Origin of the sequence: Providencia sp. Me31A, from assembly GCF_050487165.1 — a bacterium.
GTDB lineage: Bacteria > Pseudomonadota > Gammaproteobacteria > Enterobacterales > Enterobacteriaceae > Providencia.
This window is the reverse complement of sequence record NZ_JBKQGZ010000004.1, coordinates 175954-197396: the sequence shown is the minus strand read 5'-3', so window position 1 is coordinate 197396 and position 21443 is coordinate 175954. Positions and strand designations below refer to the sequence as shown.

Annotated in this window: 23 protein-coding genes; 8 read left to right on the top strand and 15 right to left on the bottom strand. The window is 41.5% G+C overall.

The genetic code is table 11. The features are described from left to right. The first annotated feature begins 6 nt into the window (after positions 1-6). From ACLPIE_RS04925 to flgL, 5 genes are all read left to right on the top strand, one after another. Positions 7-789 (top strand): flagellar basal body L-ring protein FlgH, encoded by a 783-nt coding sequence (locus ACLPIE_RS04925; protein ID WP_430260188.1) that lies wholly within the window; start codon positions 7-9, stop codon positions 787-789. Positions 790-824: 35 nt separating this feature from the next. Continuing rightward, positions 825-1928 (top strand): flagellar basal body P-ring protein FlgI, encoded by a 1104-nt coding sequence (locus ACLPIE_RS04920; RefSeq protein ID WP_430260186.1) that lies wholly within the window; start codon positions 825-827, stop codon positions 1926-1928. Further along, positions 1928-2908: a flagellar assembly peptidoglycan hydrolase FlgJ gene (gene flgJ, locus ACLPIE_RS04915; protein ID WP_430260184.1), complete on the top strand. Its 981-nt coding sequence runs from the start codon at positions 1928-1930 to the stop codon at positions 2906-2908. Before ACLPIE_RS04920 ends, flgJ begins: the two co-directional genes overlap by 1 nt. 141 nt (positions 2909-3049) lie before the next feature. Then, a complete protein-coding gene (flgK, locus tag ACLPIE_RS04910; RefSeq protein WP_430260182.1) occupies positions 3050-4693 on the top strand; it encodes a flagellar hook-associated protein FlgK in 1644 nt (547 codons plus the stop codon). Between the two features lie 28 nt (positions 4694-4721). Then, a complete protein-coding gene (gene flgL, locus ACLPIE_RS04905; RefSeq protein ID WP_430260180.1) occupies positions 4722-5657 on the top strand; it encodes a flagellar hook-associated protein FlgL in 936 nt (311 codons plus the stop codon). 455 nt (positions 5658-6112) lie between these two features. Here the strand turns inward: flgL and fliR are convergent, their stop codons facing one another. The 13 genes from fliR to fliF all read right to left on the bottom strand — a co-directional run bounded on the left by fliR (position 6113) and on the right by fliF (position 17046). Further along, positions 6113-6892 (bottom strand): flagellar biosynthetic protein FliR, encoded by a 780-nt coding sequence (fliR, locus tag ACLPIE_RS04900; protein WP_430260178.1) that lies wholly within the window; start codon positions 6890-6892, stop codon positions 6113-6115. Between the two features lie 2 nt (positions 6893-6894). Further along, complete coding sequence (gene fliQ, locus ACLPIE_RS04895) at positions 6895-7164, bottom strand: flagellar biosynthesis protein FliQ (RefSeq protein ID WP_430260176.1); 270 nt, start codon at positions 7162-7164, stop codon at positions 6895-6897. A gap of 8 nt (positions 7165-7172) precedes the next feature. Then, on the bottom strand, positions 7173-7916 hold the full coding sequence (gene fliP / locus ACLPIE_RS04890) for a flagellar type III secretion system pore protein FliP (RefSeq protein WP_430260174.1): 744 nt from the start codon (positions 7914-7916) through the stop codon (positions 7173-7175). A gap of 12 nt (positions 7917-7928) precedes the next feature. Further along, entirely contained in the window at positions 7929-8387 is a 459-nt protein-coding gene (gene fliO / locus ACLPIE_RS04885; RefSeq protein ID WP_430260172.1) for a flagellar biosynthetic protein FliO, read from the bottom strand. 22 nt (positions 8388-8409) lie between these two features. Next, positions 8410-8826, bottom strand: a complete 417-nt coding sequence (gene fliN, locus ACLPIE_RS04880; RefSeq protein ID WP_430260170.1) for a flagellar motor switch protein FliN — start codon at positions 8824-8826, stop codon at positions 8410-8412. After that, the gene (gene fliM / locus ACLPIE_RS04875; RefSeq protein WP_430260168.1) at positions 8819-9826 is read right to left on the bottom strand and encodes a flagellar motor switch protein FliM; all 1008 of its coding nucleotides are present in this window, start codon (positions 9824-9826) and stop codon (positions 8819-8821) included. The genes fliN and fliM overlap by 8 nt, the downstream gene beginning before the upstream one ends. Positions 9827-9831: 5 nt before the next feature. After that, a complete protein-coding gene (gene fliL, locus ACLPIE_RS04870) occupies positions 9832-10311 on the bottom strand; it encodes a flagellar basal body-associated protein FliL (RefSeq protein ID WP_430260166.1) in 480 nt (159 codons plus the stop codon). A gap of 164 nt (positions 10312-10475) precedes the next feature. Next, a complete protein-coding gene (locus ACLPIE_RS04865) occupies positions 10476-11834 on the bottom strand; it encodes a flagellar hook-length control protein FliK (protein ID WP_430260164.1) in 1359 nt (452 codons plus the stop codon). Continuing rightward, positions 11835-12278: a flagellar export protein FliJ gene (gene fliJ / locus ACLPIE_RS04860; RefSeq protein ID WP_430260162.1), complete on the bottom strand. Its 444-nt coding sequence runs from the start codon at positions 12276-12278 to the stop codon at positions 11835-11837. Between the two features lie 11 nt (positions 12279-12289). Next, positions 12290-13654 (bottom strand): flagellar protein export ATPase FliI, encoded by a 1365-nt coding sequence (gene fliI / locus ACLPIE_RS04855; protein ID WP_430260161.1) that lies wholly within the window; start codon positions 13652-13654, stop codon positions 12290-12292. Then, the gene (gene fliH, locus ACLPIE_RS04850) at positions 13651-14379 is read right to left on the bottom strand and encodes a flagellar assembly protein FliH (RefSeq protein WP_430260159.1); all 729 of its coding nucleotides are present in this window, start codon (positions 14377-14379) and stop codon (positions 13651-13653) included. Before fliH ends, fliI begins: the two co-directional genes overlap by 4 nt. Further along, positions 14372-15364 carry a flagellar motor switch protein FliG gene (fliG, locus tag ACLPIE_RS04845; protein ID WP_430260157.1) on the bottom strand — a complete coding sequence of 331 codons (993 nt, stop codon included), beginning with the start codon at positions 15362-15364 and terminating at the stop codon, positions 14372-14374. The genes fliH and fliG overlap by 8 nt, the downstream gene beginning before the upstream one ends. Continuing rightward, positions 15361-17046 carry a flagellar basal-body MS-ring/collar protein FliF gene (gene fliF / locus ACLPIE_RS04840; protein WP_430260155.1) on the bottom strand — a complete coding sequence of 562 codons (1686 nt, stop codon included), beginning with the start codon at positions 17044-17046 and terminating at the stop codon, positions 15361-15363. The genes fliG and fliF overlap by 4 nt, the downstream gene beginning before the upstream one ends. A 245-nt stretch (positions 17047-17291) precedes the next feature. Between fliF and fliE the strand changes: the two genes are divergently transcribed. From fliE to ACLPIE_RS04825, 3 genes are all read left to right on the top strand, one after another. Next, a complete protein-coding gene (fliE, locus tag ACLPIE_RS04835) occupies positions 17292-17603 on the top strand; it encodes a flagellar hook-basal body complex protein FliE (RefSeq protein WP_430260153.1) in 312 nt (103 codons plus the stop codon). Between the two features lie 512 nt (positions 17604-18115). Further along, complete coding sequence (gene lpxL, locus ACLPIE_RS04830) at positions 18116-19039, top strand: LpxL/LpxP family Kdo(2)-lipid IV(A) lauroyl/palmitoleoyl acyltransferase (protein WP_430260151.1); 924 nt, start codon at positions 18116-18118, stop codon at positions 19037-19039. 300 nt (positions 19040-19339) lie between these two features. Further along, positions 19340-19555 carry an AAA family ATPase gene (locus tag ACLPIE_RS04825; RefSeq protein WP_430260149.1) on the top strand — a complete coding sequence of 72 codons (216 nt, stop codon included), beginning with the start codon at positions 19340-19342 and terminating at the stop codon, positions 19553-19555. Between the two features lie 39 nt (positions 19556-19594). Here the strand turns inward: ACLPIE_RS04825 and ACLPIE_RS04820 are convergent, their stop codons facing one another. Further along, positions 19595-20254, bottom strand: a complete 660-nt coding sequence (locus tag ACLPIE_RS04820; RefSeq protein ID WP_430260147.1) for a MarC family NAAT transporter — start codon at positions 20252-20254, stop codon at positions 19595-19597. Between the two features lie 15 nt (positions 20255-20269). Continuing rightward, positions 20270-20440 carry a hypothetical protein gene (locus ACLPIE_RS04815; protein WP_430260145.1) on the bottom strand — a complete coding sequence of 57 codons (171 nt, stop codon included), beginning with the start codon at positions 20438-20440 and terminating at the stop codon, positions 20270-20272. Positions 20441-21443 lie beyond the last annotated feature (1003 nt).

Genomic DNA, 21443 nt, shown 5'->3' with positions numbered 1-21443 from the left:
ATGGTGATGATAAAACGTACACAGCAGCAAAAGAGTAGCATGATGATTGAAAGCGGCACGATTTCTCAACAGCAAAAAACCACGTTTTATACGTGTTCAACAGCACCCACCTTGGTAGGGTTACTTGCCGCTTTGGTCCTAGTCACCAGCGGTTGTGCACAAATAAAGTCGCGTCCATTAGTGGACACACAAACCACGGCAATTCCAACAATACCGACAGCGCCGGCACCCAATGGCTCAATTTTCCAGAGTGCTCAACCGGCTTATTATGGCTACCAACCTCTGTTTGAAGATAGGCGGCCACGCAACGTCGGTGATATTTTAACCATCAACTTACAAGAGAACGTAAGTGCGAGTAAAAACTCTTCATCTAACGCTAATCGCAGCGGTAAAACTGGGTTCTTAGCCGCGATATTGCCCGGCTTTATGCAAGGGTGGATCGGGGGTAAAAATACCGAACTCGATATTAAAGGAAATAGCGACTTTAGTGGTAAAGGTGGTGCAAATGCAAATAACACCTTCAAAGGCACCATTACGGTAACTGTCGATCAATTATTAGCGAACGGTAACTTACACGTAGTGGGTGAAAAACGTATTGCTATCAATCAAGGAACGGAATCTATCCGTTTTTCTGGAGTGGTTAACCCGCGCACTATTGGTTCAGATAATCACGTAAGCTCCACACAGGTTGCGGATGCGCGTATTGAATACGTTGGCGACGGCTATATTAACGAATCGCAAAACATGGGCTGGCTACAACGTTTTTTCTTAAATGTTTCGCCTTATTAATTAGAGATTAGCGAGAAAATAGCCGAGAGAATTTAATGAAAAACAAAGTATTAATTTTGCTATCACTATTTTGCTGCTTTGTATTTCCAGCACACAGTGAGCGTATTAAAGATTTAACCACCGTCCAAGGCGTACGAGATAATGCCTTGATTGGCTACGGCCTTGTGGTGGGACTTGATGGTACGGGTGACCAAACGATGCAAACCCCGTTTACCACACAAAGTTTGAATAATATGTTGTCACAAATGGGGATCACAGTACCTGCGGGTACGAATATGCAGTTGAAAAATGTGGCAGCAGTCATGGTCACTGCGAAGTTACCACCTTTTGCACGTACTGGACAAGCGGTAGATATCGTTGTTTCCTCAATGGGTAACGCTAAAAGCCTGCGGGGTGGTACGTTGCTGATGACTCCACTTAAAGGCGTTGATGGGCAAATTTATGCGATGGCGCAAGGTAACATCTTAGTCGGTGGGGCTGGCGCGAGTGGTGGCGGTAGCAGCATTAAAGTCAATCAACTCAATGGTGGCCGCATTACAGGTGGAGCGACTATCGAGCGTGAGTTACCGAGCAGTTTCGGGCAAAGTGGTGCGATTAATCTGCAATTAAACGAAGATAGCTTCGCATTGGCCCAGGATATTGCTGATGCGGTTAACCGCATGGGGGGGATGGGGACTGCATCTGCATTGGATTCACGCACCGTGCAATTACTTGTACCGACGAATAACCGCGATCAAGTCCGATTTTTAGCTCGGGTACAAGAACTCAATGTACGCACACCGATAGCGGAGGCGAAAGTTGTCCTTAATTCACGCACTGGATCTGTGGTGATTAACCGCAGCGTGACACTTGAAAATTGTGCTGTGGCGCATGGCAGTCTAGCGGTGACTGTCGAACGTCAAACGCAAGTTAGCCAGCCGAATACGCCATTTGCTGGTGGGCAAACCGTGGTGACGCGCAATACTAACATTGGGGTCAGGGACCAAGGTGGCTCGTTACAAAAAGTGAATGCTAGCGTACAGTTAAATCAAGTGATCCAAGCGCTGAACACTCTAGGGGCAACTCCTAATGATTTAATGTCGATACTGCAATCGATGGAAAGCGCAGGGTGCTTACGTGCAAAATTGGAGATTATCTAATGAGTGATATAACGCTATTGCAAGGTGCCGCATTTGATTTGCAGTCTCTTAACCAGTTAAAAGGTGAATTGAAGCAAAATTCGGAGCAAGGACTGCGCCACGTCACACAGCAACTAGAGGCTACATTTGTTCAATTGATGCTAAAAAGTATGCGCGACGCTCTTCCGCAAGATGGATTATTTTCTAGCGACCAAACACGCATGTTGACCAGTATGTATGACCAGCAAATCTCACAAGACCTTTCGCAAAAAGGCTTAGGTTTTGGCGATATGCTGTATCAGCAGCTTACGCGTGAAAAGCAAACATCTAGCGAGCCCACCTCCAACAGTCTTGTGTCTTTGGATGAAAAAACAGCGCAATCATTACCGCCATTTAATATGGAACAAATGATGCGCCATTTTGCACCAATGGGCGATGCGTTATCGGCACCATTGAAAAAAATTAAAGCGTTATCGCTTAATAGTCGCAATTTTATTAGTCGTTTAATTGAACCTGCAAAAGCCGCAAGCCAAGATAGCGGTATTTCGCACTTCCTTGTGTTGGCGCAAGCTGCGCTAGAAAGTGGTTGGGGCCAGCGAGAAATTCTAAAAGCAGATGGAAAAACCAGCCACAACCTATTTGGTATAAAAGCTGGCAAAAATTGGCAAGGGCCTGTCACTAATATTATGACGACAGAAGTGATTAACGGAAAAACTATCAAAATGCGTGATGATTTCCGTGTTTATGACTCTTATGAAGAGGCGATTGCCGATTACATTAACCTACTGACAGAAAACCCACGGTACAAAGACGTCAAAAAAGCGCCAACACCAGAGATAGCGGCACGACGTTTACACCAAGCAGGTTATGCTACAGACCCCGGTTACTCGGACAAACTGATTACCTTGATTAATCAGATCCGTGGTCATAAATCGGGGGCGAATACCTCTGCATCGAGTCCGGTTCAGGCATACACCATAGATTTAAACGATATTTTCTAAAACGGCATAATTAATGTGAGTTTGGACTAAATAAATACGCTAAATTTCCGATAACAGAATATGCTCAAAATAATTTGCGTTGCTATCGCTCTCATTGTGTCAGCCAATGAAAGCGATAAGTAACCAGAACAGGAAAAGCTTATGTTGAACAATGTAATAAATAATGCGCTCAGTGGTGTGAATGCTGCACAAGGCGGGTTAAGTGTAATTTCTAATAACTTAGCCAACGCAGGTGTGGGTTACTATCACCGCCAAAGTGCTGTTTTCGGGGAGAATCCCGGTACTATGACACCTAATGGCTATTTTGGTAACGGCACTTATTTCAGCCATGTTCGTCGTGAGTTTGATGAATTTATCAATGCGCAGTATAGCCAATCACGTGCACGCAGCGGTGATTATGAAGCGTATGTTAAAAACTGCAATAAAGTTGATGATTTGCTCACTAATGATATTGAAGATATTTCCAGTAACATCGGCAGTTTTTTCTCTGCATTGGATGCGGCAAGCAGTGATGCGAGCGATAAAACACTCATTGATGTTTTTTTAGGGAATGCAAATGCGTTAGTGAGCCAATTTAAAGAAGCTGACCGCCGTCTCCAAGAAATGGAACGTGATATTAATCACCAAATCGAAAATAAGGTGAAAGATATCAATACCTATGCAGAAAAAATTGCGGGTTTAAACCAACAAATCGCTCGTGTACGTGCTGTAAGTGGCTCAGAACCGAATGATTTACTGGATGTTCGTGACCGATTAGTTAATGAAGTTAACTCATTGATTGGTGTGAAAGTTATCGAGCAAAATGGCAATTATAACGTAACGTTTGCAAATGGTTTGCCGTTAGTGACAGGTGAAAAAGCCAACCGTTTAGAAGCCGTTCCCTCATCAAAAGATGATAGCCGTTTAAGTATTGGTTTTGTAGGAGCCAATGGCCAAGCGCGTGAAATTTCTGACGAAGCATTTCGCGGTGGTGAGCTTAGCGGTATTTTGCGTTCACGTCAGGAAGTGATTGATCCTGCTTACCAAAAATTAAATAAACTCGCATTAGTCTTTGCGACTAAATTTAACGAAGTTCATAGCAAAGGCTATGATGCCAATGGTAATACAGGTAAAGACTTCTTTGAAATTGGCAAAGGCAGTGTTGTTAGTAATACCCAAAACAGTGGCAAAGCAGACTTTGATTTAAGTTATGGCGATGTGTCAAAAGTCACAGGTAATAACTACGAAATGCGTTTTGATGGTAATGAGTGGAATGTTACGCGTTTACCGGAAGGCATTAAAGTTCCTGTGGATACAGACACAGCGGGCACACTGAAATTTGATGGTATAGAAGTCAAAATTAGTAATAGCCAAGGCATGGCCAAAGGCGACTCGTTCTTGGTCAAGCCAGTGAATGGCGTAATCAGCGGTATGCAGTCACTCATCAGCGATGCATCAGGCTTCGCAGCTGCAGGAAGTAAAGACGGTGGCCCAGGCGACAACGAAAACATCAAAGAATTGGTAAAATTACAAGACCAAAAGTTGGTTGATGGCGGTTCTACGTTCTCTGATTTTTATGCCACTTTAGTCAACGATGTGGGAAGCAAAACCAAACAAGCACAAATTGATTCTGAAACGCAGAACAAAATGACAGAGAGCTTTTATGCGCAAGAGCAAGCTATCTCTGGCGTGAATATGAATGAAGAAAGTATTCAAATGCAGAAAATCCAACAGTTTTTCAATGCCAATGCGCAAGTATTGAAAACGGTGGATGACTTATTTAATGCATTGATGCGTGCATTCTAAAAATGAGTAAAAGAATAAGGATTTAGCGATGCGTTTAAGTACAAATATGATTTATCATCAACGCCTGCAAGACATGAACAGTGCACAGGCGCGTTGGATGGATGCAGGAAGTAAGTTGGCGTCAGGTCATCGTGTCACTAAGCCATCTGACGACCCACAGGCTTCTTCACAAGCGGTGCGAATTAACCAATCTGAAAACCGTAACCAACAATATGTGGCGAGCCGTGGATTTGCGAAAACGGGAATGACATTACAAATGAGCATTTTAACTCAAATGACCGATGTCACAACGCAAATTGATACCACGATTATTCAGGCCTCTAATCAGGGTGCATTGAGTGATAAAGACCGTAATACTTTAGCGGAACAATTAACGGGTTTGAAAGATCAATTGGTGGCGCTAGGCAATACAACAGATGGTAATGGTCGTTACATTTTTGCGGGTTTTAAATCAGATAAACCACCATTTGAAATTGATGCGAATGGTGAAGTACTGTACCACGGTGGCGATAAAGCCATTATGCAGAACGTATCGAGCGACCGAGAGATGACGACCTATTTCACGGGGGCACAAGTCTTTGAAACAGATGGTAATGGCGTTGTCAATATTTTCAAAGCGTTGAACACAGGTATTGAGTCACTGAAAAAACCATTACAAGGTGCACCGCAAGAGGATTTAGACCAAGCTCAAGCAGAGTTGGGGGCGGCTAGCCGTGGAATTAAATCTGCGCTGGATCAAATCTCAAATATTGAGGCTAAACAAGGCCTGCAATTACAAGAAATTGATAAATTAGATTTTTTAGCTGATACGCGTTCGATTCAAAACGCTGCTCGTAAAAGCGAGCTGTTAGATACTAACTGGACTGGCACCACGACAGATTACTATAAAGAAAAAGCGATGTTTGAAGCATCACAAAGTATTTTCAAGGATTTGAACAGCATGTCGCTTTTCGGTAATCGTTAATTATTTTATATTTTTACTCGCCGCGCTTCGGAGTGATTCAAGTGCGGTTTTTTTGTTTTTTGGAATTCTTGAGACGGTAAAAAAACGGCTGATTAGTCCGATGTTTTACAGGTTTTATGTTGCATTATTTTGTGTTTGTTTTACCCTTATTTGACCTTTTAATTTTGCTCTTTAAAAAAGCATCGACTAAACAATGGTTTATAGGCTTAGCTAAAAATAAAGGTATTTTGCTACTTTTTTGATTAATTTATTGTATTTATTAGTTTTAATTGATTATCTTTATAGTTCACTGCCACATAGGCAGCTTAGAAATGAAATAAATAATGGGTGAGCTTTCAGAATAGAAGATATCAATGAATTTTGAATTAGAACTAAGTTTTTATGGATTTACTTTAATAATTAGAATTACCAAATAGTTTGATTAACTTATTAATTCATAACATAAATATCGATAATCAAACAAACAAATTAAAGATCAACGATAACTGCTCGAAAGCTTGATGGACTAAGCGCTCAGTGTAGCGGGGGAGTATCGAAATAATCACGCTTAACATACTGATACCGATAGTTAAGGTGAGGGGGAAGCCCACCACAAATACTGATAATTGTGGGGTCATGCGGTTTAGAATACCGAGGGCAAGGTTAAGAATAAGAAATAGTGTGATGAACGGCAGCGCTAACATTAACCCATTAATAAATATGCTATTGGCAAATTGGGCGAATACCCAAAAACCATCACGATTTAATGGGGCAGTTTGAATAGGGATTAACTCAAAAGAGTTAACGACAATATAAATTAGCCATAAGTGGCCATCAAAGGCGAGAAATAATAGGATAGTAATCACATTAAAGATACGCCCTAAAATCGGCATATTGGGCCCACCTGTTGGGTCAAAAAAGGTGGCAAATGATAACCCCATTTGTAAACCAATCACTTCCCCTGCATGACGTACCGCAGCAAATGCCATTTGCATCGTTAAACCTATCGCAATACCAATTACTATTTGCTGCACGATCACCCATAACCCCATAGCAGAAAATAATGGGATATTCACAACAGGAAGTTGTGGGGAGACAATCAATACGACAAAAAAGGCCAGCGCGACTCGTACCTTAGTAATAGCCTGTTTTTCATTAAAAAAGGGCGCTGTACCAAGCAGCGCTAAAAGGCGTATGAAAGGGTAGAAGCCTTGGCTTAGCCAAAGTGTGAGCGTTTCACTGGTAATGGTTAACATTGTTAGCCAATAATAAAGGGTAAGCTGCTCAGTAACGACCGCATATAGTCGGTGAGCAAATTTAGCATCCAGGGCCCCGCAATAATAATCACAGAAATGACGGATAGAATTTTAGGGATAAAGGACAGTGTCATTTCATTCACTTGCGTAGCGGCTTGCAATAAGCTAATTGTTAAACCCGCAACTAAGGCGGCTAATAATAATGGAGCCGCGAGCATCAGTGCAATTTTCATCGCCTCAGTGCCCATTGCCATTACTGATTCAGGTGTCATTGTTACCTCTAATTAAAAAAGCTTTGCGATAATGAGCCAAGCAATAATTGCCAACCGTCGACTAATACAAACAGCATTAATTTAAATGGTAAGGAAACGGTTGCAGGAGGAACCATCATCATTCCTAATGCCATTAAGACACTGGCAACCACTAAGTCAATGATTAAAAATGGAATAAAGATGGTAAATCCAATTTGGAATGCAGTTTTTAATTCACTGGTAATAAAAGCTGGAACTAAAATACGTAAAGGAACATCTTTTGCTTCTTGAATTTCACCGACTTGGGCAATATGTGCAAACAGCGCTAGGTCAGATTCTCGCGTTTGCCCTAACATAAAAGTTCTTAACGGCGCGGTTCCTTTTTCTAAAGCGGTTTCGAGGCTGATTTTGTCTTCGCTAAAAGGCTGATAGGCTTCACGGTAAACTTGGTCAGCAACAGGGGACATCACAAAAAAAGTTAAAAATAAAGCTAAACCCAATAGCACTTGGTTTGGTGGCGCGGATGGTGTACCTAGGGCGTTACGTAGTAAACCTAGTACGATAATGATACGAGTAAAACTGGTCGTCATTAACAATAACGCAGGAATAAAACCGAGTAAGGTCAGAAATAGTAACGTTTGGACGGGTAAAGACCAAGTTTGGCCGCCATCAGCAAGGGAGTGGCTGATTACCGCAGGTAACGCCGCAGAGGCTGAATTTGGCAGCAAAAACGAGAGCGCAATAACCGTGAGTAGAGATTTTAGAGGTGACATATGCGCTTCCGGTTACTTATGCATAGGTGTTTCGGAAGCTGCAAACTTTGCAGCCTCTTGTTTTTTCTTTAATAAAGACTGAAACGTAAGTGGTTCCATTGGCAATACTGGTGAGTTTTCTGACCCTGATGGATATTGGTGCAATAGGCTGATATTTTGCATAGTCACACCCAATACCAAACAGGTATCATTGACCTCGATAACCACAACACGTTCCTTGCCACCTAGTGGACAACTACTTTTCACTTTTAGGATTTGCTCTTTCCCCATTTTCTTGGGCGCAAACCCTAACTTTTTAACCAACCAAGCGCCTGCTAATATCAATAAAATGATCCCCCCTAAAGCACCGGATATCTGCGCTAAGCTACCATTGTGGTCAATAGCGGGAACATTAGGTTCACTGGTGGAAACCGTTGTTGATAAAAAGGGCACGGATGATGGTGCCTGTTCAGTTTGATTGGATATTGCCATTATCAGTGACTCATGTTGTTTATTAACGGCTCAAACGGCGCATACGTTCAGACGGCGTAATGATGTCAGTAATACGAATACCGTAATTATCTGAAACCACGACCACCTCACCTTGTGCAATTAAGTAGCCATTGATTAAAATATCCAATGGTTCACCGGCTAAACCATCCAGTGAAACTACAGAGCCTTGTGATAAGCTCAGTAACTTTTTAATCGTCATTTTTGTGCGGCCTAATTCCACAGAAAGGCGCACTGGGATATCCATGATCATATCAATGTCGGACAATTGATTTAACGGGGGTTGCCCATCCAAATTGTCAAAAGCCTGTGCACCAGCAGAGGCGGATTCCGCTTTTTTTTGCTGTTCCAGCGCTTCATCCCATAGGTTTTCACCGTCGTGATTGGTTGATGCATCAGGAGAGTTCTTCGCCTCACTCATTGGTACTTTCCTCATCTAGAGTGTTTAATACAGGGTTAATCAAATGTTCTACACGCAAGGCATATTGGCCGTTTTGAGTTCCGTATTGACTGGTTAATACAGGAACACCATCAACATTAACAATGAGACGTTCAGGCTTCTCAATAGGGATTACATCCCCTTTTTGCAGTTGCAGTAAGCGAGAAATTCGCATTGGAATGTCAACAAAGTTAGCAACCAATTCGAGTTCAGAACGTTTTACTTGGGTAACCAAATTTGTTACCCAAGTTTCATTTTCTTGATGCCCTTGTTCCATTGGTGGGTTAATTAAGCGCTCACGTAATGGTTCAATCATGGCAATGGGAATACAAATACTGAACTCACCAACGGTATTACCTATTTCCACTAAAAACGGTGTAGTGACTACAATGTCATTAGGGGATGTCGTGATATTGGTGAATTTAACTTGAATTTCAGAACGTACATATTCCACTTCAATATCAGCAATCGGTTTCCATGCATCGCGATAAGCCCCTAGGGCCAATTTCAACATGCGATTGATAATACGTTGCTCGGTATTAGTAAATTCTTTACCTTCTTGGCGTACTGGAAAACGGCCATCCCCCCCAAACAGGTTATCAACGGCGATATAAACCAGCGCAGGCTCGAAGGTAAATAATGCCGTTCCCCGTAAAGGTGGCATATGGATCAAGTTCAGGTTAGTCGGCACCGGTAAGTTACGGGCGAATTCATGGTAAGGCTCAATTTTTATGCCACCCACTGTAATATCGGGGCTGCGACGCAACATATTGAACAGGCCCATTCGGAACTGACGTGCAAAGCGTTCATTGATGATTTCGAGAGACTGCATGCGCTCCCTAATAACCCGACGTTGCGTATTCGGGTCGTAAGGGCGAATATGATCTTTTCCTTGCGTCTCTGGTGCAGGCGAATTTTTTGATGGTGCATCATCATTAAGAAGCGCATCAATCTCAGCCTGAGATAAAATATTATCGCTCATGTATATTACCGCAGAATAAAAGTCGTAAATAACACATCTGAAATATCCTGATCGGTATCTCCTGGGATCAGGGTTGGGGTAAGTGTTTGCTTAATGTCTTTCATCAATTGCAGCTTACCTTCGTGAGTTTCAATATTTTTTGATTTTTGTTCTGAAAGCAGTAGCAGTATACGGCTACGAACTTCAGGGAGATATTCATGAAGCTGTTTGCGAGATTTTTCATTGGCAAGCCGCAAAGTTACGTGGATGTAGAGCACACGATCTGGGCCATCGTTTGCCCCAGCTAAATTAACGGTAAATGGCTCTAATTCCATAAAAATAGGTTGTGGCATATTTGGCCGTTTTTCTTCCACACTAACCGTTTGTGTGACTTGTTGTGCCGTCCACCAAGTGTAACCCCCAAAACCAGCCCCCGAGAGGGCAATAAGGGCAAATAAAATGATCAATCCTTTATTGGAACTTTTTGATTCTTTGCGTGACGACATATTAGCTTAATTCCTGTTGCTTGGATGCTAAACCCAAATGGGCTTTTGACTTTATGATCTCTAGCATTATGGCTTGATTACTAAGAGTTAAAGGAGTGAAAAACGAAACAAAAAGGCGGTAACTCGGCGCTTTAGCTAGGAAATTACCGCGATTTGTTTATTTATTATGCAAAAGTATTAATTCCACCTTGTCGTGATGCAGTTGTTATTGGTGAAATAGTCGCATTCGCTTCGCTGATACCAACAACACCAACCGATGGATGTGTGACTTGGATTTGTCCATCGTCCTGATGTGCAGTGTGTCGCGAGTTATCAGACTGATGGTGCAAGTTGTCTTGACCGACAGAGCCCTGAGCGAGGTGAATACCGCTTTCTTGTAATGCACTACGTAAAACGGGCATCATCGATTCCATGACAGCACGTACATGGCTGTGTGGCGAGACAAAGTGCATGATGGCTTGATTATCTTCAATGCGTAAATGCACATTTAGCGAGCCTAACTCTTCAGGATGTAAGCGAATTTGTGCTTGAGAAACCCCTTGGCGAGAGAAAAATAGCATATGTTGGCTTAATTGTTGCTGCCACGCTTCGCTCCCTAGTTGACTGGCTAAATGCATGGTTGGCGTTGCTGTCGGTGCATTCATTGCAGCAGCTTGTGTGGTAGATACCGTTGGCATCATACTCATTGGTGCGTTTGCTGTGTGCTGTGAAGATGTGGTGGTAAAAGCGCAAGCTTCAGTTTGTAGCGTAAATGCGCCTTTTGTGGTTTGGTTCACGGCATCACTTGAAACGTTTTGTAAGTTTAATACTGGGTCTTTATCGCTGACTTTCTTATTTAAGGGCATAAAGTCTTGTGTCAGGCCTTTGTTGCGGACATCCTTTTGGTTATCAAGGGGAAAAAGAGGCTGATCGCGACGCTCTTCTTTTTCATTCTTAATAAATACCCCAAGTGCTGGGCTATCTTCTTCACCTGCGATTTGTCGTTGTGACCCGTCAAGCTGTTTGCCATCGTCTTCATTGATGATGCCATGGGTATCATCAGTCAGATGCTGCATTGTTTGGGTAAATGCGCCTAAAGTTAGGTGAGCTTCAGTTTTAATTGTGGTATTCGCTACGGTTTGTACTTGCCCTGTTAACGATTGTTTCAAACTGTTTAACCAAGCTTGCTCGTTAGCCTCTTTACCTGTGAGCAAGCCAGATTGTAGGGCAGTTTGTACGTTATCAGGTCGTAAATGGCGGCTAAAGTTCAGCTGTTCAATGGCATTTTCAGTGCTGGTTTGTGTTTGTGCATTTTGTGAGGAAGCTCTTTCCCCCGATATAACTAATTTGTTGGCAGTTATCTCTTTGTTGATAGCTTGCTCATCGATATATGCTGAGGTTGAGCTATTTTTAGTCGGCATAGTCTGCTGATTATCAAGCATAGCTTGGAAAGGCAAAGCAGGTGCTTGGCTTTCATCTGCGCGTGGTTCGTTGGTGCTTTTGCTCGTATTTGCGGGTGGAACGATAGTCGCATTGATGTCCATTTATAGAGGTCTCCGTAAAGTCGCTCGTTGGGCAAACTCGTCCATTTGCTTTTGCTCTAAGCGATTTTGGCGTTGGTATTCGGTTTGTTCAGCGCGTTGAAGTAAAGTATCGAATGCGTTGACACGTTGTTGCTTTTCTTGCCAATAGCTATTCGCTTCGTTTACTTTTTGCTGCCACAAGTTTAATTGTTGCTGCTGCTGTTCAATGGTTAATTCCAAGGTCACTAAAAATTGTTGGTAATTTTGCCATTTGTCGGAGGCCATTCCGCTGTGTAGTGTTTGGTTTAATTTTTGCCGGTATTCAGTTTGGTAGTTTTCTAGCATGCCTAATTGCTGTGCCATTTGGCTATGTGTTTGGCGTGCTTGAGCTAATACTTTTGCAGCCTCTTCGGAGGCTTCAACAGCTAAATTGAGCAATGTTGCTAAGGCATTGTTTTTGGCCATTCATCCCCCCATTACTCGTTGGGAACCACTTGCATCAGTTGCTCACAAGCAGTTTGATAATCACAACGTTCATCAATATCTTGTTGTAAAAACTTAGACATCCGTGGGTAATATTGGATAGCGGTATCCAACATAGGATCGCTTCCCATCGCATAAGCGCCGACGTTAATTAAATCGCGATTACGTTGGTAACTGGATGTTAATTGTTTAAAACGCTGAATTTTTCGGTAATGTTCTTTGTCAATCAACTCTGTCATTGCTCGGCTGATAGAGGCTTCAATATCTATGGCAGGGTAGTGTCCTGATTCTGCCAATGAACGAGAAAGTACAATATGGCCATCCAAAATGGCTCGAGCAGAGTCCGCAATCGGGTCTTGCTGGTCATCTCCTTCAGTTAATACCGTATAAAAAGCGGTAATTGACCCACCATTTTTACCATTACCTGCTCGTTCGACTAAGGCGGGTAATTTAGCAAATACGGATGGTGGATAACCTTTGGTAGCCGGTGGTTCGCCAACGGCTAAAGCGATTTCCCGCTGAGCCATACTGTAGCGGGTCAATGAGTCCATAATAAGCAGAACACTTAAGCCCTGATCGCGGAAGTATTCGGCAATACGGGTGGCATAAGAGGCACCTTGCATGCGTAATAAAGGGGACACATCAGCTGGCGCGGCGATAACAACGGCGCGTTTTAATCCATCAGTTCCTAAAATATTTTCAATAAAATCTTTAACTTCGCGCCCACGCTCGCCAATTAGACCAACGACGATAATATCGGCTTGAGTAAAGCGTGCCATCATGCCAAGTAATACACTTTTACCGACACCGGAGCCAGCAAATAGCCCCATGCGCTGACCCCGACCTACTGTTAATAACGCATTGATTGCACGAACACCGACATCTAATACTTTGCTAATTGGCGTTCGCTCCAGTGGATTAATTGGTGGCGTAATTAAGGGAGCACGGGTTTTGACTTCTAACGGGCCTTTGCCATCGAGTGGGGTGCCTTGTGCATCAAGTACTCGGCCTAATAATTCGTTACCGATAGGTAATACGCGGCTAGTTTGCCCATCCTCACCTGTAGATTGCGCATAGACACGAGCACCGGGTGCGATCCCTTCGAGATCAGCCAATGGCATCAACAACATTCTTGGGCCGTTAAAGCCGACGACCTCACAGATTACTTCGTCTGATCCACCATTAATGGAGCGCTCAATGAAGCAGGTCGCCCCTAAAGGCATTTTAATGCCTTCGGCTTCCATGACTAAACCTGTAATTTTAGTTAAGCAGCCATAGCGGCGTACCATCGGGATACCTTTCATTCGCGACTCTAAATCGTCGAGCGATGCTATCCAACGTCCCAATCGTGCAGTCATGAAAAACTCTCCGGAGCATATAAACGGCAGAGTTCTTGCCAGCGAGTTGCCACTGTCATATCAATTTCACCGTCTTCTGCGACGACGCGGCAACCGCCAATATGCAGTTTAGGATCGGCGACAAGTCGCCAGCCATTTAGGTTCAATAAAGAGCCAAGGTGTTGCTCAATTAATTCAAAATGATTTGGGTTAACGTGTAACTCAGGTTGCCCAGCAAAAATCGGTTTCTGCTGTAGTAAGTGACTGATTTCTTCCAGTAAAGCCGTACCATCACACACAGTGGATTGCCCTAAAACTTGTTTTGCTGCGGTTAATGCAATTTGCAATAGTTTTGTCGTTACGACAGTATCGAAGGTATCGAGTGAATAATTGAACTCCGACAACAACTTTTGCCATGTTTCAATGACAGGCTGTTGTAGGGCAAGCGCTTGCTCACGCCCTTGTTCTTCACCTGCACGCAAACCTTGTTCAAAACCTGCTTGGTAACCTTCTTTTTGACCTTTTTCGTACCCTTGCTGGTAACCTGTGCGTTGAGCATCTTCTTTAATGTTATCGAGTAAATTAATTTGCTCTAACACTTCTTTCGGTTCTAAGCATGGCACTTTTGGGGTATCGGGTTCTGGGATATCGTTTAATGAAGGAATGCCTGAATTAAGCTCCCATTGATTTAGCTCACGCAGTTGCCATGGTTGCCATTGGTCGTTAGGCGGTATTGATTTAGACATAGACGTCGTCTCCACCACCAATGGCGATTTCGCCTTTCTCGACTAAGCGGCGAACGATAAGCAAAATAGCTTTTTGTTCGTGTTCTACTTGGGACATGCGTACAGGTGAACGCGATTCCAAATCGTCGCGAACGATTTCTGCTGCACGTGCCGCCATATTGTTGAGGAAGTGGTCGCGTAATGCTTGGTTGCTGCCTTTGAGGGCAATAACCAGCGAGTCGGTAGAAACTTCCTGCAAAATACGTTGAATGCTGCGGTTGTCCACTTCGATAAGGTTTTCGAACAAGAACATTTCATCAATGATACGTTGCGCCAATTCACCATCGTAGTCACGCATCGCATCGATAACGCTTTCTTCTTGTTGGTTTTTCATCAGATTGATAATTTCTGCCGCCGTTCTCACGCCACCCATTTTGCTGCGTTTGAGGTTTTGGCCATCCAGTAAGTTGTTCAATACTTCGGTCAGCTCTGCTAATGCCGCAGGTTGTACACCACCAAAGGTTGCGATACGGAGCATGATATCGTTTCGTTGGCGCTCTTCGAATAACTCCAAAACATCGGCCGCTAAATTGCGTTTTAAGTGAACTAAAATAGTGGCGATAATCTGTGGATGTTCATCACGGATAATATCTGCAACGGTTTGTGGTTCCATATAGTTGAGACTTTCGATACCGGATGTTGTTTCTTGTTTTTCAAAGATATCTTCCAGCAAGCTAGCCGCACGCTCTTCACCAAGCGCTTTTACCAACACTGAGCGTAGGTAATCGTTAGTATTGATATTCAATGCAGCGAACTGGATTGCGGACTCTTCGAATTCTGTTAACACTTCCGCCAGCTCGTTATTTGAGATTTGGCGCATATTTGATACTGCCATACTCAATTGCTGAACTTCTTTAGGGTTCAGGTGTTTAAACACTTCTGCGGCCTGATCTTCACCGAGTGTCATTAACATCACGGCACTTTTTTCTGTTCCACTTAAACTCATTGGGATTTTCCTAACCACTGACGGATAACCATTGCGACGATTTGTGGGTCTTTTTCTGCCATTTCACGGATGCGCTGGCTTTGAATTTCAGCACTAACACGTTGACGAGTGAGGCGACGGCGCGTTTGTTCATCCATATCTTCATTTATGACTTCATCAACCACGAGAGGGGTTTTCAGTTGATTGGCAACGAAAACATTGGCTTCAGCTTGTGCTTGCTGTGTTTTACGGTATTTAACCCATTGTGGTTTGATACCAAAACGCCACATGAACCAAGCAATAATGGTAATGAGCAGTATTTTTCCGTAATCCAAAAGCTGCGCAATAAATTGTGGGCTTGACAGTAACGATGGCTCAACTTCAACAGGAGTATCATCAGTAAACAATGAATTAGTGATGTTGAGTGAGTCTCCACGAGTGGTGGAATAGCCCATTGCTTCTCGGGTTAACGCTTCTATTTGCTGCATCATTTCTGGCGGCAACGGCTTCATTTCTGGGCCTTTTTCGCCTTCTTGTGAATGGTAATTGACGATAACTGCGACCGAGAGTCTATCAACAACACCGATTTGCCGTTGAGTATGACTAATTTTGCGATCCACTTCGTAATTGGTGGTTTCATCGCTTTGCGAGTTAGTCGTATTGTTACGGTTATGTGCTGTTTGTGGTGCGTTCTTATCGTCTTTATTGGTTTCAATTGGCGCACTTGGTGCACTAACTGGTTGATTTGACAGCGCACCAGGGACTCCTCCCATTCCACCATTGTTATTTTGCAGACTTTGGCTGTTCTGACGGGAACGAATAGCAGCGCTGTTTGGTGTTTGGTTAGGTTTATATTCTTCAGAAGTTTGTTCAACTTTTGAGAAGTCCATTTGTGCGGTGACTTGTGCATGGACGTTGGCGCGCCCAACCAAGGGTGACAAAATATCTTCGATACGTTGTTTAAGATGGGATTCCACCTCTTTGGTCATTTTAATTTGTGCACTGTTAGCGGATTGCTGACTATTGTCATTGTTCGTGAGTAAGCGCCCTGCTTGGTCAACAATAATCACATTGCTGGCAGTTAACCCGGTAACACTACTGGAAACCAAATGTACAATGGCGCTAATTTGGCCTTCATCTAACATTCTTCCGGGTAATAAACCGACAGTGACAGATGCCGTCGGTAATTTTTGCTCACGTACAAATAGCGTGGGTTTAGGAATAGCCAAATGAACCCGCACACTTTGCACAGGACTTAAGGATTCGATGGTGCGAGATAACTCACCCTCTAAAGCGCGTTGGTAGTTAATTTGCTCACTAAATTGACTAATACCAAACTGTTCTTTATCTAATAACTCAAACCCCGTATTGCCACCTTTAGGTAAGCCTGATTGGGCGAGTTTTAAACGTAATTCATGCACTTTATCCGCAGGAACTAAAATGGCACTACCATTATCAGCAATTTGATAAGGCTCATTCATCTGAGTCAATTGGCTGACAATATCTCCGCCATCTTTAGCACTAAGATTGCTAAGGAGCACACGGTAGTCAGGACTGCGTAACCAAAGAAGAAGGGCAACAATAATTGAAACAGCCGCGGCTGCCGCAATCATTAACGGTATTTTTGGATCGGCTTTAATTTTTTCAATTATTGAGGCAAACCCTTTTTTAGCCTCTACCGTGTCTTTAGATGCGGCACTCATAAATATTCCCTGCTTTGCAGACTACTAGACGGATGAAAATACTTTTGGTGAAACAATGTTATTTCCCTCTTCGTAACGTCACTTTTTCACGTTGCTATTATTTATTGTCTTGAGGGGATCTAATGACGAAATCAGCCTATGAATTTGGTGTTATTTATCGGCTTCAAGTTAAAAAGTGTGTGATAGGGTAAGCTCGCCAACTAAATTAGTAGAAGTTATCCACGGTATATAAAGAAGAGAAAATAATGACAGTTCAAGCTATTGAAGGGGTTATTTCACAATTGAATATTGTGGCAACTCAAGCGACTAACCCAACGAAACCGCTAATCGAACCGGTTGGTTTTGCCGACCACTTGGTTGCTTCTGTTAACCAAATTAACAAAACACGCAATGATTCAGCCAAACAGATTGAGAATTTTACGTTAGGAAAACAAGATGTTTCCTTGAATGATGTGATGGTAGATATGCAAAAGGCCAGTTTGAGTTTACAAATGGGGATACAAGTGCGTAATAAGCTGGTGGCTGCATATCAAGAAATTATGTCAATGCCAGTGTAATTGATTTATCTATTTGAATATTATTAATTAATTGCCTTGCTATTGCTTCTTTGGGGCGGAGTGAGGCCATTTTATTTTAAAATATCAATTAAACCAAGCCTATCTTGAGGGGGTTGGTCGATCATCACAATAAAATCATTATCACTTTTAGGTTTTCTTCCACCAAAAACCGATGAGACATGCAAGTCATAGTCATGTTATGCAAGTAAAATTAAAGAAGAGTAAGTATATCTCACGTTTTAATAGATCTATAGTATGCTCATCAGCATCCTATTTTTTAATCTTATTCACAGGTCATTTTGTAGGATGCATGTCAATTGAATCATATCCAAGTTTATACTATTTACCCTGGGGAATAAATGTAACTATTTATTCATACAGCTAGAGCATTAATACTTGCGCTCAAGTATTTTTACAGTGAGAAGGGCTTTACGCTAGAAAATGGAATTTAAAATAATTGTCGCTGCCAAATGTACATTGCACTGAGCAAAGTTAAGATATTGAGAAACAGAATGTATGCCAAAAACTCGTTTTCATTGAAGTTATTTCACCCCAAGTATGCAGTAACATGGTTAGGTATTTTTATCTTGTTTTTACTCGTCCAGCTACCTTACCGATGGCTTGTTTGGTTAGGGGGATGGTTAGGACAAAATTCAAAGTATTTTATTAAAAGAAGAGTTAGCATCATTAAAAGAAACTTAGAGTTGTGCTTTCCCGAAAAAAGTGCAAATGAAATCGATGCACTTGTTGTCGAAAATTTAAAATCTCTAGGTATTGCACTATTTGAAACAGGTATAGCTTGGTTTTGGAGTGATAAAAGAATTAAACGATTGTTTCAAGTTGAAGGAATGGATAGCTATTCAGCTGCGGTTGCAAAAGGTAGCGGGGTCATTATCGTCGGCGTTCACTTTATGTCATTGGAATTAGGCGGGAGAATTATGGGGCTTTGTTTTCCTGTCAATGCAATGTACCGACCTCATAACAATAAAGCGATGGAATTTATCCAAACAAAAGGCCGCTGCCGCGGAGGTAAAGGGATGATTGATCGTAAAAACTTACGTTTTATGGTTCAAGAGTTAAAAAGTGGTAAAGCGATTTGGTTTGCACCAGACCAAGATTTCGGTAAAAAAGGCACGGTTTTTGCCCCGTTTTTTTCAGTAAACAACTGTTCGACATCAAAAGGCACATCCACACTGGCGCAGCTATCAGGTTCACCTACACTCACTGTGACTTTGTTACGTAATAAAACGGGCGTTAATTATACCTTGTTACTTGGTGAAGAAATTACAGGGTACCCAACAAGAGATATGACGAAAGATGCAGGGAGGATTAATGAGATTTTAGAGAAAGAAATTATGAAAGCTCCAGAACAGTATTTATGGGCACATAGGCGGTTTAAAACGCGACCTATTGGGGAACCTTCATTATATCTCTAATTCTTAAAACATCTCCTATAAAGTGTTAAGGAGAGTATCTCGTTTCGAGGAAATTCCCATACTTAAAGTTGAGCGTGTAATAAGGCAAAAATAGTATTATTTCCATTGGTATTATCAGGTTTCATTAGGATTGGCGTATTTGACGCACTGTTAATTTTTTAGTGAATACTACGGGTTATGTAGTTTAAAAATGGTAGGCAGCCTGAATGGGCTATATTATTCACACAGAATATTCAGGGTTGTTATCATCATTTAACTTTGCTAAATTTCGCCTCCGTTTTCAGAAATATGCCAATAGTCATGATGAAATTAATTTTTTCGCTGTTTTTTATCCTGATTACCACAGGATGTTCGTTTAATCCTAGTTATGAACCAAATAAATCAACTTGGCCAAAACCGCATAAAGATGCTCGTACATCTGAGCAAAAAAGAATTGATAGAGAAGCGGTACATGAACAGCAACGCGCTGTGATGAGAGGAGAGCGGCCTGATTATGGTGTATTTGACCGCTATTAAATGCAGATATGGCCTCGCAGTGATGCGAGGCCATATTTTTTAGCTAAAGAAACCAGAGCGGGTTAATTCACCGATACCTGTAATAATAAACTGAACGCCCATACAAACTAATAAAAATCCCATCAACCGAGATATTGCATCAATCCCACTTTTGCCAAAGAATTTCATAATGATGTTTGAGCTCTTTAAACAAACCCATAAAATGACGGCAAACAGGAAAAAAACCAATGGTGGTGCGACGAGAATAATCCAATGGGAGTAGGCATGTTCATTTGTCATGGCGGATGAGGCCATACTGATGATCATGGCAATGGTTCCTGGTCCTGCGGTGCTAGGCATGGCAAGCGGAACGAATGCAATATTCGACGTGTTATCTAATATTTGTTCATCATTTTTATTTTTATGGGCTTCAACGATAGGAAATAGCATTCTAAAACCAATATAAGCAACGATAAAGCCCCCTGCAATTCTGAGTCCAGGGATAGTGACGCCAAAGGTATTCATGATGGCTTGGCCGGAATACCATGAAACTAACATAATAAAAAACACATAAATAGGCGTTGTATTGATGGTCTTCTTGCGTGCATCAATCGTCATTCCACCTGACATACCAAGAAATAACGCGACTGTCGTTAATGGATTGGCCAGTGGTAATAGCACCACGAGTCCTATACCAATCGCAGTTAATAACTCAAACATATCCACCTCGTAGATTTATAATAAAAGTAAGGGTTTAATAATATCATTGGTATATTTTAAGCCAATATCGGTGTTTCTTCCTTTGGGTTCATTCTGTTCAGATGCCCGATAGACACTGGTTAATGATAATGAAACATAAAACTTTTTGATGTTAATAGAGCCTGAAAAAGATTGATATTTAGCCATATCATATTTTTCAACTTATCTACATTTAAGTCTTTAACCAGTATGTTATTTGTTTTAAGCAAAATGAATTTCATTTTTCGTGCTTTTATTTGTTTAGTGCTAATGAGTGGAATAATGTACAACATTTGTATGACAATAAAGATTGAGAAAGTAAGTGCAATTGAGGTATTGGTGCAGAAGGAAACATCAAGTTTTATAGAGTCAGTTAAATTAATAAGAAATATTAATAAATAAAAAGCAACATGATAAATTAAATAATGGCAGAATGCCTACTAGTGAAATTTGTCGTCAGCTATTGTGTAAAAATAGAAAATAAAACTAATATGGAATTTTTAATAATTATTAGTATGTGATTTTAAATGATGAAAAATAAATTTCGTACTGACTTATACCGTTATAACTAATGAAGCTTTCTACTGTAGTAGGCAAATTTATTTTAAGGAGTATTTGTGCCTCATTAATAGCTAAATGTACAGTAAAACTAATCCATCTTTTTTATTACGATGACATATAGGATATTAGGTGGTGCATATTTTATAGGGTAGGAGTTAATGTATTAGACTGAGGGATAGATTTACATCTATCTAATTTTTATATTCAATTACTCTCCACTTTCTATCACAGAAACGTTTATTTCTTAGCCATAAATTTAACGCCAGCCATATCTGCTGAATTAATAGGCTAATTACAGCGGAGTGTGACTTTGTATGAGCAAAACGGTGATGGATATATCAAGAGTACAGATTATTCTTAATTGTACACGCATGGAGGGTAAAATTAAAACGTGCGTTCAATATTTGACTGGCAAGATAAATTTTTCAAATCAATAAAAGAGTATCCATACAAATTTTTATCATAACTTTAGCGATATTAGAACCATTTCCCACGAAAAATAAGTAAGTGTACTTAACGTTAACTCGAATTAATTGTTAATTAAATCATGATGTTAAACATTGTTGTTCTAAAATATTAATGTATCATCAAGTGTGTTTGAAATTCCCTT